Source organism: Myroides sp. C6-3 (assembly GCF_050522425.1).
Lineage (GTDB): Bacteria > Bacteroidota > Bacteroidia > Flavobacteriales > Flavobacteriaceae > Flavobacterium.
Window position 1 is genome coordinate 15,687 of record NZ_JBMVQP010000024.1, and the last position, 17,948, is coordinate 33,634.

Genomic DNA, 17,948 nt, shown 5'->3' on the forward strand with positions numbered 1-17,948 from the left:
TTTTATTGGTACAGCTTTGGTTTGTTTTCTAGCAAATACAAACAATTCATGAAAACTAAACGAATCATTTTTATCTGTTTACTTTTTTCTTTCTTAAGTCAGGCCCAATCAAAGCTAACAGGATCTGTTTTCGATGCGAAACATCAACCCATCGACTATGCTGAAATCCTTTTATTCAACCAACAAGAAGATTTATTTTTACACACCTACACAGATGAAAAAGGCAGCTTTACCTTGGCTCCTATTCCTGCGGACACCTATGTTTTGCGAATTCTCAATGCAGGTATCCAGCAATATGAAGCAAATCTAACCCTCACTACTGATCGAAAACTGGACCCCATTGTTCTACAAGCAGATCAAATTTTAAACGAAATCGTCGTATCCACCAAACCCAAGCTAATAGAGCGCAAAATTGATCGCACCGTATTTCATATCGATCAGTCCGTACACGCCAACAACAGCAATGCGAAAGATGTTTTAAAACTAACCCCTGGCATAAAAGTAGACAAAGATCAAATTGCTTTAGTGGGAAAAAGCAGCATGCAAGTGATGATTAACGATAAAATGCTTCCTCTTACAGGAGAAGAGCTCATCGGCTATTTAAGCACGATTCCCTCTGAAAACATTCAAAAAATAGAAGTTATCACTACACCTCCTGCCAAATATGAGGCTAGCGGAAACAGTGGTCTAATCAATATCGTACTCAAACAAGCCAAACAAGATGCTTGGAATAATCAAGTAAGTGCAGGATTTGAAACGGCAGACAAAGCAACGTGGAAATTGAGCGATATCTTTAACTACAGCAAAAACAAAATATCACTTGCCGCATCCTTCAACGCAAGCAAAGGGTACAACCAAGAAATTGGAAAAATGGACCTATATTATCCATCTGAAACCTGGAAAACAATATACAGAGAAACCAAGCGAAACGAAGATTTAGCTGCTACCTTTCAATTGGATTATCAAGCCAATGCTAAAACAGGATTTGGCTTTCAGTACAGAGGGAGTAGCAACACACAAAAAACGGCAGACAAAAATCAATCCAATGTTTATAACCTTGTTGATAACTTAGTTAAAAACATCCATACAAAGGGAAAATCCAATCCAGATTTCAACAATCACGCGTTGAATATAAATTTCTCACATAAGTTTGATACAGTGGGCAATAAGTTAAATTTTAACATCGATTACTTTACCTTCACCACCAACAAAAACAGAGTTTTCAACACAAATACGATCCTTGTTGATAACCTTGTTAACAACGTACAAGATGCACAAACTGAAGGCGATCAAAAGATCGATAATTACAGTGCGAAAATAGACTTAGAACAGCCCTTGTCTTTCGTCCAGCTATCGTATGGTGCAAAAGTGAGTTTTGTACAAACCGTAAACAATGCCAATTCATTCAACGCAAACGAAAATGCGACAGCTTATGAGATGCTACAAGCCGACCATTTTGTGTACAAGGAAAACATACAAGCCGCTTATTTTAGCGCTACCAAAACCTTCACTAAGGAATGGGAAGCCCAGATTGGCTTACGTGTAGAGAGCACACAAACAACGGGTGAATCTGTAGCTACAGCAGAAAAGAAAAAAACAAATTACACAGAGCTTTTCCCTAGTCTCTATGTTAATTATAAGATGAATGATGACAATACCCTTTCTCTTACCGCAAATCGCCGAATTAATAGACCGAGCTTTTGGCAACTCAATCCATTTAGATGGTATGTAAACGAATACAACTATGTGACGGGAAACCCTGCTCTTAAACCGACTTTTACCCATGCAATAACAGCTAGTTATTCTTTTAGAAATAAGCTATTCCTCAATGCTTCCTATTCGAAAGCAACCGATATGTCGACACAATTTTCAACCATTGATACAGCAAATAACATTCAAATGTTGAAACACGACAATATCTTCGATGCAGAAAACTACAATTTAGGAATCACACACCTATTCGATGCTTGGCACTGGATCCATACTCAAAACACAATCAACGTGTTTTACAGCTCTTCTAAACTATTACAACCTATTAATTTAGAAACCAACAATGGAATGGGATATTATGTGAGCTCTAATACAACCTTGCAATTAAATAAACCTCAAACCTTGCAAGCACAGGTAGATTTTTGGTATCAATCAAAATTAAACAGTGGCAACTGGAAACTCAGACCAATGTACGCATTAAGTCTAGGTTTAAAATATGCGGTATTAGACAAAAGACTAAATTTATCTGCCTATATGAACGACGTCTTGAGAACTTCGCATTTACGTGCAGAAGCAACCTCAGATGGTGTAAAACAAGGATACAACATGTATAATGACAACCGCTACTTCAGCATGGGGTTGAGCTATAGCTTTGGAAATTCAAAAATTAAAGTGCGCGAACGTCAAGGAAGCAATAAAGACATTATCAACAGAAAATAAAAAATATGTTGATAACGTTGTTAATAACACAGGTAAACAACTGAGATATAACCGTTTTAAAACCCAAAACTAAAAAAGTTATAAACAAAGCTAAATAAGTCGTAACAAATTAATTAATATAGCTACTTATAAACATTAACCAAGTTATCAACCAAAAAAATAGACTTGTTAATAAACTTATCAACACTGTTGATAAGTCAGTTTAAATTCAATTACTATGAAAAAGAATCTGACTCTATTTATTGCCTTTTTCTGTGGCATAGCACTGCTACAGGCACAAAATAGCATAAAGGGAAAAGTACTCAACCAAGCCAAGGAACCTATTGATTTTGCAGAACTACATCTGTTAAAAGAGGCAGACGCTCAACTGGTACAACAAGGCTTTACCTCAGAACTGGGAGAATTCAAGCTAACGAATATTCCCTCCTCACAATACACCCTAACGATTTACTATCTAGGACAACAACTTTATACGCAAACTATTATGTTAGATCGCGATATAGATCTAGGAGAAATTATCACTGAATCTTCCACTGCTTTAGAAGAGATTGTTCTTCAAGCAGAAAAGAAACTCGTAGAACGCAAGGCAGATCGCTTGGTATTTAACACCTCAGCAAGTATTGCCTCACAAGGGATGGATGCGATCGAAGCGTTAAACAATACTCCTATGGTTAAGATTCAAAATGACAAAATTAGCCTTGTTGGAAAAAGTAGCGTTACGATCATGATCAACGATAAAATTGTACACCTTCAGGCAGAAGCATTAACGAATTACCTCAAAACACTTCGTTCGGATGACATTGAGAAAATTGAGGTTATCACCAATCCTCCTTCAAAATATGAAGCTAGTGGAAACAGCGGATTAATCAATATTGTTTTAAAACAAAACAAATCGCTTGGTTTATACGGATCTGTTAGCAGTTCTTACTCCTACAATAACCACAATTCTATTACGGGAAATGGGAGTATTAACTACCAAAACAAGAAGTGGAATTTCATGCTGAAAGCCAACAGTGGCGAGGGGCGATTTAGCAGTGTAAATTCGTATTCCTACGCCAATAAAGACCGCTTTTTAGATGCTTATGGAGATCCTACAGGAAGCTATAACTCGGCAGGAATAAACTTAACAACGAATTATCAGCTTTCAACTAATAGTATTGTTGGCGTAACGTACGACTTATCTAAATACAAAAACTCAACGCGAAATAACAACGAATCAAAGTATATTGCTTTACCGACTTATACACACGATTCTGTTATTAACTCCTTAACAAGAGTCAACAACAACAACCTGTATCAAACACTCAATACGTTTTACGATTACAATATCGATACATTGGGTAGTAAATTGTCACTAGGGGTAAACTATTTTTCGAATATTCCTGAAGGCACGACGAATATGGACGAACACAATTCGCCAAGCAATTTGACCCGATCAACTTATTTTACCAATGACTTAAACTATAAAGTATGGAGTGGTACTGCCGATCTTTCGTATAAATTATCGTGGGTAGATGTGGAATTTGGTGGTAAATACACCAATTATGACAACAGGTCTAAGGTACTTTACTACAACCGCTTTGACGACCAACTCATATACGATACAACGCGTAGCAATCGCTTTAATTATAAAGAAGACAACTATGCTGGTTATTTGAGTTTGAACAAACAACTCAACGACAAGTGGAATGTAAAAGGAGGCGTTCGCTTTGAACAAACAGAGGTAGAAGGACACTTACTTGAAACGAATGAAAAATTCACCAAATCGTACAACAAATGGTTTCCTTCTATATTTGTGGCTTATAACCCAAATGAAAAACACGCCTTTAGTTTTAATTATGCTAAGCGAATCAATCGCCCATATTCTGGCATTTTAAATCCGTTTCGCTATTATGCCAACAGCTATTCATACAACAGTGGAAACCCAGAACTAGATCCTTCTTTTACGGATAACTTTGAATTGAACTACTTATTTAATAGCGCGTTATCTGTTAGTTTCAATTACTATCATGTTTCCAATTCTTTTGATCAATATTCAACATTAGTTGACGACGTGTTTGTCAGCACGTATTACAATATGCTCAACAGTGATAACTATGGAATAACCGCTTCATACAGTGAGAAAATAACCGGATGGTGGCAAACAATTACAGGTACAGATTTGATTTATGGAAAGTCTTACTACAGGAATAACAAGTCAAATCAAATTCCGCAAAACGGGGTGTACTTTAGTTACTACTCTCAAAATACCTTTACCTTAAATCAAGCCAAAACGCTGAGTGTATTTTTAAACTGGTACCATCAGGTTCCCCATAAAGAAGACAATACTAAATACGGGAAATACCAAGCCTTATCAACTGGCCTAAAAGTAAATATGCTCGATAGAAAATTAAACGTAAACCTATCTGTGTATGACATTTTCAATACAGGAAAATCTAGTGGAACCAGTTATTTTCAAGACAATATCCAATCGTTTAGCAATACGTGGAACAGCAGAAGTTTAAGCATTGGAGCAACGTATACTTTTGGAGATAGCACGAACAAAAAGAGCATTAAAGAGGCAACGTTTAGCGACAAAAGTAGAAGTAGCAAATAGAATAAAAGAGAGGAATATCTATTTCTCTTGTTAAAGAAAACTTTAACAAAAAAAACAATACTATAGTTGTAACAAATCAAATATACAACCTACTAATACTTAGTATTGCAAACAATCTAAGATTGATTTTGCAAAAAACAAAAAATAAATCCTTTGAAAAGTCTGTTTACCTTATACTCTTCTTCACCGAAAAAATATAAGTTTAGACACTTTTATATAAAGTGGAGTGATGACCCATTTTAATTGATTAGTTAGTTGAACGTCCTTTGTACACCCTACAAGGGACGTTTTTTTTTACAACCAATGGTGCTCTTGTTTGACAGTTGGTTCTTCAAGCTGATTCACGATAGCCGTTATTCTCGCTTGAAGAAGTTCTTTTCGCCCTTCAGGTGTTCTAGTATAAACAATTCTGTTACGCCCTACTTTATACGTCCATTGTTGGGCGAAATAGTTGACGCGTTCTCTATTGACTCCAAGGCAATCTGGCACAGCGTGAAAATCTGTTTCACTATCTTGAATAGGCAGTAGTGTTTTGCGTTCCAATACATAGCGCGGATTTTCTATGGGCGATAAAAGTTCTTTCATACAAGAAGCAAAAACGTGACTTTCTCTTAGGGTAGCTCCCTCTAAAGAACAGAACACTCCTCCTCCCAATTCCTTTTCCGTTACTACTTGAATATGTTCTCGAGCGGTAGAAATTAAATTAAAATGACACAACGTATTACACAAAGCCTCTCCTATTTGCTGTACATCCTTGCGAATATCGCCAAATTTCTGATACATTTTAAAGTACTTCCATCCCTTCCAACCGAAGCGCAATCCCAATCCCAATACAAAAGTCTGAAAAAACCAATACCCAAAAGACCACAAGCTCAACCCGTGTAATAAGATTCCTCTTCCCAATCCAACAACCTGATAGGTGACGAAAAAAATTGCAGAACAAAGCAGCGTAAACAAGGCGGATACAAGGGTTTTATTGGTATAAAATCGCTTGGCTTGTGTAGCATCTCTTCTTTCATTAGGTGAAGAGAACAACACTTTAACTCCCTCTGTTAAATGCGTTCCTTGTTGGATGGCTGCTAACCACTTATCCTTTAACTCATTTCTGCGTTGGGCTAATTGCAGCGTTTTTGTATTTTGTGCCTCTACATATGCAGGATCAAATTTACTTCTTGCTTTCAACTCTCCTAACCGCTCTATCCCATTGGAAATGAATACATTTTCCGGAAGATCATCTGTTGAAATACCCACAAAAGTTTGAAAACGCCTGTGAATAATTTCCCAATCCTTTCCTCCTTCTTTTGCATATTCATCAATACAAGCCAAATGCCAAATATTTGCTGTCTTTTCTGGATCCAAGGGATTAATTCGAAAAGCACGTCCTCTCACCTGATTTGATGTAATGAAAGCTCCAATTGAGCTCGCCATCACTAGTGAATTAATCGCAGGCGCATCCCATCCTTCACCCAACAAAGATTTTGTTCCTATCAACACTTTAATAGCGCCTTCTTCCACTAATTGCGTCATCCAATGAACAATTTTACCTCTTTGTCTTGCAGTCAACTGAAGCGAAACATACGAAGAATCATAAACTACAGGAGTATAAGCTACTACTCCCTCTTTTTCCGTTGCTTTCTCTTGTAAACGATCGAGACAAGCAGCGGGTAAAATCACGATAGACCCCGTCAATACAGCCATGGTACAAGCAGCGTTTTGCTGACGTCTAAGCGTCTCAAAAATAGACATTACCCCTAATTTTCCTAAAACAGCAGGAGGTTGTCCAGTTGTACTGTAATACTCTTTGCGGATATAATCTGTTAAGATTGCCATACGCAAAGTATCCCCTAGCGTAGCATATTCAAAATCGAGAATTTTCCCAATACTCTCTAACTTGCTCAAACTCGACAGCAACAGATCATCCCCTTTGCTATCGTGAACCAATTGAACCTGTCGATAAGCAACTAACCCCTTGCTTTTTAACGCTCTGATCAACGCCCCTTTCATAGTTGCATAAGCGGGAATCTCTTGAAATAAATCTTCTCCTTGAAAGCAATAAAAATTGAGCACCTTTTCAAACCAAACCAAATCCAATGACGGAATCTCGTCTTGAGACAACCCCAAAACTTTGAGGTGAGTTTTATTCACTTGTTGTTCACTATCCTTTAGATAAACCAAACAAGCTACATACGTTGTCAGATTTTCGTAAATCCAATCCAAGTGTTCGAGGGGCTGGTTAAAAAGAGGTAATTGCTTGAGGTTATCAACCAATAGAGGATGAGACTTATAGGTTGTATAGCAATCATACACATTAGTTTTATGCGCTAATATTTTTTCTCTTTCTTCTGCTAAAGGGGTACAATAATAGATAAAATCTTGATGCGGACATAAATCGCCTACTTCCAACAAAGTTGGTACAGCAATTTCTTCATCTACAGGACCTGCCAATTCCATATAGCGTTGCCATTCAAAACTAGTGGCTCCATAGGGAGGAGTTGCCGTTAGTCCGACAATAGTAGGTTTGAGCTTGTTATCTAGCAGATCCAAGGCTTTCCACCACTCTTTTCTAAGGTGATGGACCTCATCAACCAACAGAGTCTGTACCCCCACCCGTTGCAGTTTCTTGATAACCTCATCCGCATACACATTGGTATACACTGTATTCTCTTCCAAGGACGCATCCTCGTCTACTTCTTCTTCTCTTAGATAATTAAAGGCCGCATGCAATCCTTGGTAGGTAGAAACCGTCAAAAACTTGGGTTCTGTTAACTGCGTGGATATCCAATCAGGCACCTCATCTACTTGTAAAAAAAGAGAACAAAAGCGATCGATCCATTGATTCTTTACCGCTAACGTTGGTGCTAAAATTAAAGTCGGCTGATTTAAACGCAAAATCACTTCTAATCCCAAAACTGTTTTACCTGATCCAGGGGGGGCAACTAAGTGCAATTTATCATCATTCAAATGAATGTCTAATTGATCTAAAACCTTTTTTTGATAAGCGCGCCATGGATATTTAAAAGCTATGGGAGTGGGAAACTGTTTCAATATAGTCGATATTTCTCCTTTAAAAGTAAGCAAGCTTTTTTAAGAAACAAAGCCTTTTAAATGTTTGTTACTAACACAGTGTAAAGTCATATTTTTTTCATTATTTTGTAGAACTATCAATATTTGAAACGACTAAACTGGCTTTCCAATACTCAAAATGACGACAAAAATTCAATTTAAATTAAGTAACGATGTTCTTCTTACTGTTATTCAGATGGTTGAAAAAACCGATGACTATGTTGTACAATCGATAAAAGACGCTTTATTGGTTAGTATAAAAGAAGACCTACTTGCTAAACTGGAGGACAAAGCCAAGAATATTCAGAAACAGGTATCCATTTTAGATCACAATAAAAAGCATGCGATCGTTTTAAAGTACCATGAAGCGTATACAATGTACAAACTTTTGGAATTAGTATACGAGAAAGAAACTTTTGCAGACCATCCTCATATCAAAAAGATCAAGCGTCTTTTAGTTGATCTTGAAAACAAAGTTGAAAGCTTTACGACAGAGAATAAAACAGCGGATATAGCAGAAGCTGATTCTCCGGATCACGTGAATTTTCCAAGCTTAGGTGTCAACGAAATCATTATTGAAGAAGCTACTATTTTAGAAGGAGAGAGTTGTGAAGACCTACAGGACGACAACAATCCCGTACTTGATTCCACCATTGATGTCAATGAAATTGTCGTACACAATTATTCTATTTTTGATCTCTTGGAAGAAACTCCTCCTACAGATGCAACCCTAGAAGAAACGGAAAGCAATGAAATTGAAGGAAAGGACGAATCAATTACAGTCCTTGAAACGGTAGTACATAAAGCCGAGGAAACCGTTGTTGCAGCAGATCCCGCTGTGGAAGAAGAACTAGCATCTCCTCAAGAGGAAACGCCAACAGAAGAACTCCCTACTTTAACAGCGAAGAGTGAAACGCTAACAACAGGAAGAGAGGAATCCATTTTGGAAGAAGAAACAAAGACAGAACTACAAGAAGAAGCTGTTGCTACTCCTTCTTGGGCACAACAAGTTGCACCCCCTGTTTTTGATGGCATTGTAACCAAAACTTCCATTTGCATTGAATCGGAAGATCCTTTCTCCTCAGATTGCCCGACAAAAGAAGGAGAAGAAGAAACACTGAATCTCTTTGAAGAAGAAACACTTACACCCGTTCAATCACAAGATGATAAAGGGGAAAAAGAGGTTAAAAAGGAAAAAAAGAAACCCGTGAAAGACAACAGCCAACAAGGGCAAATCAGTCTTTTTTAAGAACAATACAAAGCTATTCGATCTCGAATAGCTTTTTTTATTATCTTTGCGTCAGTAGTAACGAATAAACAATCAAATGAAAATATAAATAAGTACATCGTTTTAACAATACAGGTTATAAACAACTTGTAGGAGCAAAATGTTTGATCGGCATCTATCTTCTAGATTCCTAATACTTATTTATTTATGTGATTTTCACTCTAATACCGTGAGTAGTGGTATACGGGCCACAAATTTTTTATACTCATCTATTTTATTTTGATTCTTATGTCTATCGTTATAAAAAACCTATCCTACGAACATTCGGATAAAACCCCCTTATTTCAAGAAGTTAATCTCGTCCTTAACAAAGGAGAGAAAGCCAATTTAATCGGTGCCAACGGCACAGGAAAAAGCACGTTGTTAAAACTCATTGCCACCACACCTCTAGCTGCTATTCAGTTGGATGGAACGGCTTACTATTTACCGCAAATCAACAGCAACCACCTTTCAGGTCAGACGATCCAACAAGCCTTGCAAACGGACAAGAAGGTACAGGCTTTACATCGAATTTTACAGGGATCAATCGACGAACAAGACTATGTCGATCTAGATGATGATTGGCAAATTGAGGAAAATATAGCACAAGCCCTGCAATACTGGCAGTTGGAGGGAAAAGACTTAAACCTACCGATGGACCAACTCAGTGGTGGACAACAAATGCGCGTTTATTTTGCCTCTATCCACATTCATCACCCCGATATTCTCCTATTGGATGAACCTACCAATCACATTGATCAAGCAACCAGACAATTGTTCTTTCACTTCTTAGATCAATACAAAGGAACCGTACTTTTAGTAAGCCACGATATTGAATTACTCAACCGTCAAGCACTAACGTTTGAAATTACGACCAAAGGCATCCAACAGTACAAGGGAAATTACGATTTTTACAAAGTGCAAAAACAAGAGGAGTTAGGCACGCTTCAGCATCGCATAGATGCGCTGTCAAAAGACATGCGTCAAGTCAAAGTGGAGCAACAAAAGCTGATGCAAAAGCAACAAAAAGCAATTGGACAAAATAAACGTGCAGAACAAAAAGGCGGTTTACCAAAAATTGTCGTGAACATGCTTAAAAATGCAGCAGAAAACAGCAGTGCGAAGAGCACGGAAGTTCAAGCCGAAAAACAACAAAAGCTACAAGGAGAATTATGGGAGTTAAAAGATCAACTTGAACAGCTCAAACCATTTCACTTATCTTTCAACAACTCTGATCTCCACGTTAATAAAGTGCTCTTTCAGCTCAAAGACGTCAATTATCAATACGCGAATGAAGTAGCTGAAATTTGGTCAACGCCTATGAAGTTTGAAGTTAGAAGCGGTGATCGCCTATTAATCGAAGGTTTAAACGGTTCTGGTAAATCAACCTTATTGCATTTACTTGTAGGGAAAATACAACCAACCAAGGGAACGATTGATCGAATGACGAGTCGAATAGCCTATTTGGATCAGTTTTATTCACTCTTAGATCACAGTAAAACCCTGCTCGAACAAGCTGCGAATTTCAATCACAACTTACTCGATGAGGCTAGTTTAAAAAACACCTTATTTCAATATGGCTTTCGACCAGAAATTTGGAACAAACCAGTCGCACAATTGAGTGGCGGAGAATGCTTGCGCTTAACGATTTGTTGTCTGAATCTCTCTTTAGACTCCTTGGATGTTTTAGTGCTGGATGAGCCGAGTAATAACCTTGATATTTTTGGTTTAGAAAGCTTATATCAAGCCTTAAAAGACTATCAGGGAACTATTATATTAGTCTCTCACGACGTAAACTTGCGTGAGGTTATTCAACCTAATCGCACGATTTTACTGGAAGAAGGAGGGAATTCATAACATCGGTGGTTGGTTGTTGACGACCAACAGCTACGGATTAGACACTATACTAAAAAAGGGAAGCGTTTTAATGCTTCCCTTTTTTAGTATAGTGTCTATTATCCTTTACAACCCTGCAATTTCCGTTGTGTAATTTGTATTCATATTACGTGCATCAAAGCGTTCTGCGAATGCTTGAGCTTGTTGTTTGAAATACGCGTATAAATCTTCTAAATCGTATATCCCACTTTCTTTGTAATACTCCAATTGCGTAGATAGCTGTAATTCTCTTTTTCCACCTTGTTTCATAATCGGCAACATATAACGCGCAAAGTTATAACGGTGAATATCCTCTGCTTCAATGTCCCATGCTGCAATACGCTCAAAGAACGACCACGTTTCAGGATGGTTGACTGCATTCATATACGACATCAATAAACCCATAGAATACCCCACGGAGCTATCATATTGATCATGGGCCTCATATTCTTCAATTGCTTTATCGAAGTACTTCGCTGCCCCTTCCATATCTCCCGCTTTCCACGAGTAATACGTCAAGCTGCAAAATGTCTGAAAAGGCATTGAATAGCACGTTAATTTTTTATGAATTAAATCTTGCGCTTTCACGATAGCATCATCTAACTTATTCTGAAACAAAAGCAATTCTACTTCTGTATCCAATTCACAAGCAGGACAATTGGTCATATCATCTACAAGTTCTGCATTGGCTGCATCAATGTATTTTTTCGCTAAATCGTAATCGCGTAAATGGAAGGCCAACCCTGTCATCACGTTGTGATACGCACGGGTACTGAATCCATTTTTCACTAATCTGCGTTTTAAATCTTCTCCAATTTTCTCAATTTCATCCATCGGAATTACTGCACTGCGATAAGCGGAGCAAAACATCCACTTGTATTCCCATAAGAATTCAGACTCGTCGAAGTAATCTTCGTTTGCATCGCTGGTATGTAAGATCCATGCAAAAGCAGGAAAACTCTCATTACAACGAGAGGTATTGCGTTCTTGGCGGATTAAATCCAAGCGCAAATCAAATCCCCAATCAATATCGTTGTGTTGATCTGCTAATTGAATCGCTTCTTTCAGGGCGATTATTTTATCTTCTAAACTTTTAAGTCCCTCTACTTTTAGTAAGATCTTTTGGATTTCTAAATTGTAATTCATAGCATTTTTTTTCTTTTATTCTCCTCTTCCATTCGGGTTAAATCATCTTGTGCAAAGGTATTACCATTGCGCAAATCAAATCGTTTGGCCCAATCATAAGCGCTTTTCCTATAGGCAAGAGCTAATACCTTGAGGTCATAAAAACCACTTTCCTGATAGAAAGGAACAGAAGGAGATAGGGTTAATTGTTTTTTCTCTTCTTGATCTAAGACGAACATCATATGACGGCTTAACATCAGTTTTAAGTCATCTTCTGCGTCAATATCCCAGCCTGCGACGATTTCGTAATATCCCCAACGATCCTCATCCTCTATTAAATGCAAGGCATAGATTAAACGTGTCAATCCGTAGAGGAGTGAACTATTGACTTCAGGTAATTTTACAAACTCTTCTTTGGCTTTATCGATGTAAATGCGCGCGCGTTCATCACCATAGCGCATCATAAAATACCCCATGGAGATATAGGTTTCGAAAGGCAAGGAGAAATCGCGGATCTTTTTATATTCCATTTGATGCATGAGCGCAATGGCTTGGTCAAAATGGCCTAATCGGGCGGCGCTTTCTATTTCATTGTCATAGGCCATCGCTTCACTACAATCTTCACTCAGTGCTTCTTCCCTAGCTTTCGCTACATATGCTGCACCTAGGTTGTAATCCCCTAGATGTTGAGCAAACCCCGCCATCGTATAATAAAAACTGCGTTTAGAGACCTTGAATTGTTCTAATTTCTCTTCCAAATCCGCTGCAATAGCGTGAACTTGATCCAGAGAAATAGCCACATTGCCATAAGCAGAACAAATCATCCATTCGTATTCTTCCAAAAACTCCACTTCAGACAACAAATCAGGATGCAAACGCGCTTGTTCTAATAGCCAAGCAAAAGCCAAAGGACTTTCAATACAAGCAGAAGAACAGCGTTCTTCGCGAATCAACATGATTCGCAAATCAATTCCCCAATTGATATCTCCGTGTTTATCAGCCAGGTGAATGGCCTGTTTCAACAAAGCAATACAGTCTTTTGAATCTTGAACATACTCCTGAATTTGCAAGAGTATTTTTTGTATCTCTAAACGATAGAACATCTTAGAACTCTGGTAAAAAGTTAGTCATTCCCAAAATAACAAATTGATAAAGGGCATGATTAAAAATATCCATTTCTTGTTTGTTGATGGTATATCCACCTAACATCAAAGCCTGTACATACAATACATTGATCAACGCTTCAAATAACTCAGGATCTTTAATAACCAACAATTTAGCGACTAAATCATTTTGTTGATTAAAACACAACGTTGGCAAAACCTCTTCCTGTTTTTTAAAATGTCCTAATGCTGCTGCGAATGGATTCGAACTTTGAGATAGATTTTGCATACTCTTGCTGTTCAATGCTTCTTCGTTGGCAATGTAAATTGCCGTAGTATCCTGAGGTTCAAATCGCTTTACCTCTGCTTTGCAATAGTGTTGTTTTAAAATTTTATTGGCTTTCTCAAGAAATAGATCGATACTATCATCGGTAATTGAAGCCGCTTCAAAACTATCCAATACGTCATTGGGTTTGATCAATTCAATTTTCAAAGCAGGATTACTCGCTTTTATTTTTTGAATCAAATCTGCTTCATAACTATACGCAGCATTAATCACCAATTTCTTTTGCGATCCTGCAATACGTCTAATTTGTCTAAAATCATCAAGTGAAGGCGTGTAGTAAATCGCGCCGTAATTCACTCGAATATCCCTAAACAATAGCATACCTTGATTCGTTTCAAAAGGCAGATAGTCTTCAAATAATTTTAATATTTCATTATCTGATGCTGCTAAAGATTTAATAAACAAATGGTGAATAGAAATGATGTGTTCTAATTTATCGAGATCCGAAACCGATAAGAGTTTCAGGTAGTCTTTAAAACACGTCGTTAATTCTTTTTTCGCATCAGTCAACAGAGCGTTATTCATCAAGGATTCACGCGATGCTGTTGGTTGCAATCCATTCGAATTGATAATACAACGAACGAAAGAAGTCCATTCGGGTAATAAATTTGTCGCTTGATCACATAAATACATGCGTTTCAAGAATATTTTATGTTCTTTGGAAGTCGATGCATTTACTTTATTTGGGATCACAAAAGCAACCCCTTGAATATCCCCTGCTTCAGAAGAGATTGGGAATACATCTAAGAACTTCGTTTTAAACACATCCTTTCCGTAGGCTAATAAGGCTTCCTTACTTGCATTAGGATCTAACCAAATGGGATTTCCATCAGATACAATTTCCTCTTCCCCTTGTTCAATAAACTTAATTTCGATGGGCAATGCACTTCCGTAGAAGAGTACATTTTGCTTTACGTCCTCTTTTTTGAAAAGCGATCTCCAATTCTTTTTAGCTTGTAGAATAACGCGAGTTCCAACCTCTGGAAGTAGATCAATCATTTCGACTTCATAGGTTCCGTCAGCACGTCCTGTCCAACGCACAGATTCCTCTTTGTACAAAGAGCGCGATTCCACAACAATTTCTTCTGAAACCACCAAACAAGATAGCAAACCGATTCCAAAACGACCAATTAGATCTTTTTCCGCCAATTCCCCGCGCTTCGAACTTTGTCCAATTACGGATAAGAACTGATGCATATCATCTAGGGTTAACCCCACGCCATTATCTTGAAAAATCAACTGATCTTTATCAAAAAACAAGGTTATTTTACCCTGAAAACGCTCATCAATTCCCTTTCTTACGGTAACAGCATCCACCCCATTTTGGAGTAATTCTCGAATGAAGACCGTTGGTGAGCTATAAATATGCTCACTCAACAGCTCTATCATTCCCTTCATATTCACTTGGAACTGATAATTCTTTTTATTGTCCATTATCTTCTTCTTTTTCTTGGGCCTCCAACAATTTTTTGTGCGTCTTCATTTCCATTTTCTGCCGCTTGTTGGTACCAATGTAAAGCAGTTTCATCGTTTTGCTCCACACCTTCTCCTTTTAAATAACAATTACCTAATTCATATTGCGCCATATCAAATCCGTTATTCGCCGCTTTTTCTAGGTAACTTACTCCTTCAACCGCTTCTTGTGCAACCCCCTCACCTTTCACCAACATCACTCCCACATAAGAAGACGCTTCTAAGTGACCGCGATCTGCAACAGCTCTTAGATAGTACATCGCTTCTACATAATCTTTTTCTGTACCGATGGCGTAATAGTAGCACATTCCCAAGCGGAAATAAGCAGCATCGTATCCGCGTTCTACGGCAATTTTATAGTAATGGAACGCTTTTTTATCGTCGCGTTCAACTCCAATAGCAAATTGATAACAAATTCCCAATCCTTCTGAAACGTAGCCTTGTTGTTGTGCTTCTTCATAGTAAGGGAAAGCTAAATCATACGGCTGATCTTCCTCATATCCATACAAATAGAAATCACCTAAAGTAAGCATCGCCAAAGCCGATCCGTTGTCTTTTGCTTTTTCTAACCAATACTTTGCGAGGTCTAGATCTTTCTCTATTCCGTAAGCATAGAGGTAATAAGTACCTAATTTATATTGTGCATAACCAAAGCCAATTTCAGCAGCAGCAGTCATGTATTCCACCGCTTTTTCAGGGTTTTCCTCTATTCCTCCTGCTCCTTCTTCATATGCTAAAGCTAAGTCTACATTCGCATCGTTATACCCGTATCCCAATGCCTTTTCAAACAATTCAAAGGCTAAAGCGCGATTTTCTTCTCCACCAATACCATAGCGATTGCAACGTGCAAATTGATAGATTCCCTCTGCTAGATCAGCATTTGCTGCCATTTCAAAATACGCTCTCGCTTTTTCTGCATCTACTTCCCCTAACAAGCCATCTTCGTATAAGTATCCTACACGTACAGCAGCAAAAGGATAGTTGTTCTCTATTGCTTCTAAGTAATACTGCTCTGCTTTTACAGGATCAGCTTCTAAGCCGTATCCGCGTTCGAGCATCATCGCCAACTCTACCTTACAGTAGTTCGAATTGTACAATTCCAATCCTTTCTCATAGTAAGCAATAGCTTTATCTAAGTCGGGATTTTCATGATAACGGTAGTATCTTCCAGCATATTCAATTCCCAATCCACTGTTTCGTTCAGCAGCTAATTCATAAAATTCGATACACTTGTTGTACTCGTCTTCCGTTCCAAATTCACCAAATTGATACCCATATCCCAAGCGATAAGGAGCGTAATCATCTCCTAATTCCATCGCTTCAACTAAAAGCGCATGAGCTTCTACTGGATTTTGTTCAATTTCTTGATGCTCTAATAGCGCCACTGCTTTTTCATTCATCGCACGTGTCGATTTTCCTTCAATTGCACGATCAAGATAGGTGATTGCTTTCGCTATATTTTTGTAATCGCTGTGATATAAGTACAGGATTGCCAATTCCAATAGTGCTTCATTAGAGCAATATAACGCTGCTTTTTCTAAAGTTCGGATGGCTTTTTCGAATTGGGGTTCACTTTGATCTGCCGGATACAGATAATAATAGCCTTGAACGAAACCAGCATAAGCGATTCCGTGCGCAAAGCCCATTTGCAAATAAGGAACTCCTTGCTCAATTTCATACCCTAGTGGAGCAAAACGCGTATTGCAAATCATCAACCCCATCATATAATTACAGTAACCACTGTTGTTGTTGATTCCTTCTAAAAAAGTTTCTGCTGCTTTTTCATCCTCACCTTCTCTCAAGTAATAATCAGCTAGAACGTATAACCCTCGTTTTTCTACGTGAATTAAATCGTGATATTTGTCTAAGACGGCCTTTCCTTCTTCCGCAGATTCACAAGCGCGAAATTCAATATTCAAGGCAAATAAAGGTGCTACGCGATTATTTGGCGCATAGGAAGAGCGGATAAACTCCAATCCCTTCTCTTGATCTTGTTCATACCCTTGACTGCCATAATATAAATTGTATCCAACAAATGCCTTAGCTGTAGGATCTCCTGCATCATAGCCTTGCTTTAAAAAAGCTGTTGCCTTCTCCTCATCCTTAAACTCATAACGCGCATTCATATACAATTCATGCATAAAGGTATAAGCCTTTGCATACCCTTTATCAATAAAAAGCTGATTTAATAAAACAACATCGTCAAACCATAACGCATAATCTTTATCATTCAAATAAAAACTACTTCGTTCACGATTTGATTCCTCATTAATTTGTTCGTATAACTGTTGAAATACTGTCCCTTCTTTTCCCGTTTGTAAGGCTAACATACAAAGTGCATGTGCCTTAAACCATCGTATTGGATCTGCGTAATCATTTGCTTCAACATACGCTTGTGCAGCTCCGCTCAAGCTTTCTTGTCCGTTTGCAAATTCGCTAATGTAGCTTAAGTATCTTACATTAAACTCGCCCATAATTTTTTCTTTTTCTATTAAAACAATTTTTTTATTGTGTTGGATTTTGTCCAAGCAAACACAAATTTAAGAAACGCTATTGATATAATTTGTTAATTATAAAAAAGTGTACCCTTGAAAAATAAAAATCCCCATTTATAGGGAATATAAAAAAGGAGGAAAACCGCGCAACAGTATAGGATATAATGCTTTAGCG

At 37.8% G+C, this 17,948-nt stretch carries 9 protein-coding genes; 4 read left to right on the forward strand and 5 right to left on the reverse strand.

Going from position 1 to position 17,948, the window contains the following annotated elements; genetic code table 11:
• The first annotated feature begins 48 nt into the window (after positions 1–48).
• Positions 49–2,430: a TonB-dependent receptor domain-containing protein gene (locus tag ACPDG9_RS10895; protein ID WP_430527785.1), complete on the forward strand. Its 2,382-nt coding sequence runs from the start codon at positions 49–51 to the stop codon at positions 2,428–2,430.
• A gap of 217 nt (positions 2,431–2,647) precedes the next feature.
• Positions 2,648–5,026: a TonB-dependent receptor domain-containing protein gene (locus ACPDG9_RS10900; RefSeq protein ID WP_430527786.1), complete on the forward strand. Its 2,379-nt coding sequence runs from the start codon at positions 2,648–2,650 to the stop codon at positions 5,024–5,026.
• Positions 5,027–5,320: 294 nt separating this feature from the next.
• On the opposite strand, the gene ACPDG9_RS10905 is transcribed toward ACPDG9_RS10900, so the two are convergent.
• Entirely contained in the window at positions 5,321–8,071 is a 2,751-nt protein-coding gene (locus ACPDG9_RS10905) for a DEAD/DEAH box helicase family protein (protein ID WP_430527787.1), read from the reverse strand.
• Positions 8,072–8,228: 157 nt separating this feature from the next.
• Here ACPDG9_RS10905 and ACPDG9_RS10910 point away from each other — a divergent pair, with 157 nt between their 5' ends.
• Both ACPDG9_RS10910 and ACPDG9_RS10915 read left to right on the forward strand, forming a co-directional pair.
• Positions 8,229–9,338 (forward strand): hypothetical protein, encoded by a 1,110-nt coding sequence (locus tag ACPDG9_RS10910; RefSeq protein WP_430527788.1) that lies wholly within the window; start codon positions 8,229–8,231, stop codon positions 9,336–9,338.
• A gap of 267 nt (positions 9,339–9,605) precedes the next feature.
• Complete coding sequence (locus tag ACPDG9_RS10915) at positions 9,606–11,213, forward strand: ATP-binding cassette domain-containing protein (protein ID WP_430527789.1); 1,608 nt, start codon at positions 9,606–9,608, stop codon at positions 11,211–11,213.
• Between the two features lie 105 nt (positions 11,214–11,318).
• On the opposite strand, the gene ACPDG9_RS10920 is transcribed toward ACPDG9_RS10915, so the two are convergent.
• The 4 genes from ACPDG9_RS10920 to ACPDG9_RS10935 are packed head-to-tail and all read right to left on the reverse strand — an operon-like array spanning position 11,319 to position 17,752.
• On the reverse strand, positions 11,319–12,377 hold the full coding sequence (locus ACPDG9_RS10920; RefSeq protein WP_430527790.1) for a hypothetical protein: 1,059 nt from the start codon (positions 12,375–12,377) through the stop codon (positions 11,319–11,321).
• On the reverse strand, positions 12,374–13,459 hold the full coding sequence (locus ACPDG9_RS10925) for a hypothetical protein (protein WP_430527791.1): 1,086 nt from the start codon (positions 13,457–13,459) through the stop codon (positions 12,374–12,376). The genes ACPDG9_RS10920 and ACPDG9_RS10925 overlap by 4 nt, the downstream gene beginning before the upstream one ends.
• Position 13,460: 1 nt before the next feature.
• Positions 13,461–15,239 (reverse strand): HSP90 family protein, encoded by a 1,779-nt coding sequence (locus ACPDG9_RS10930; protein WP_430527792.1) that lies wholly within the window; start codon positions 15,237–15,239, stop codon positions 13,461–13,463.
• Positions 15,239–17,752 (reverse strand): tetratricopeptide repeat protein, encoded by a 2,514-nt coding sequence (locus ACPDG9_RS10935; protein ID WP_430527793.1) that lies wholly within the window; start codon positions 17,750–17,752, stop codon positions 15,239–15,241. Before ACPDG9_RS10935 ends, ACPDG9_RS10930 begins: the two co-directional genes overlap by 1 nt.
• Between the last annotated feature and the right edge of the window lie 196 nt (positions 17,753–17,948).

What these genes read in the sequence shown, in the direction of transcription:
- ACPDG9_RS10895 (WP_430527785.1), top strand. Translation starts at nt 49, where the DNA reads ATGAAAACTAAACGAATCATTTTTATCTGTTTACTTTTTTCTTTCTTA.
- ACPDG9_RS10900 (WP_430527786.1), top strand. Translation starts at nt 2,648, where the DNA reads ATGAAAAAGAATCTGACTCTATTTATTGCCTTTTTCTGTGGCATAGCA.
- ACPDG9_RS10910 (WP_430527788.1), top strand. Translation starts at nt 8,229, where the DNA reads ATGACGACAAAAATTCAATTTAAATTAAGTAACGATGTTCTTCTTACT.
- ACPDG9_RS10915 (WP_430527789.1), top strand. Translation starts at nt 9,606, where the DNA reads ATGTCTATCGTTATAAAAAACCTATCCTACGAACATTCGGATAAAACC.
- ACPDG9_RS10920 (WP_430527790.1), bottom strand. Translation starts at nt 12,377, where the DNA reads ATGAATTACAATTTAGAAATCCAAAAGATCTTACTAAAAGTAGAGGGA.
- ACPDG9_RS10925 (WP_430527791.1), bottom strand. Translation starts at nt 13,459, where the DNA reads ATGTTCTATCGTTTAGAGATACAAAAAATACTCTTGCAAATTCAGGAG.
- ACPDG9_RS10930 (WP_430527792.1), bottom strand. Translation starts at nt 15,239, where the DNA reads ATGGACAATAAAAAGAATTATCAGTTCCAAGTGAATATGAAGGGAATG.
- ACPDG9_RS10935 (WP_430527793.1), bottom strand. Translation starts at nt 17,752, where the DNA reads ATGGGCGAGTTTAATGTAAGATACTTAAGCTACATTAGCGAATTTGCA.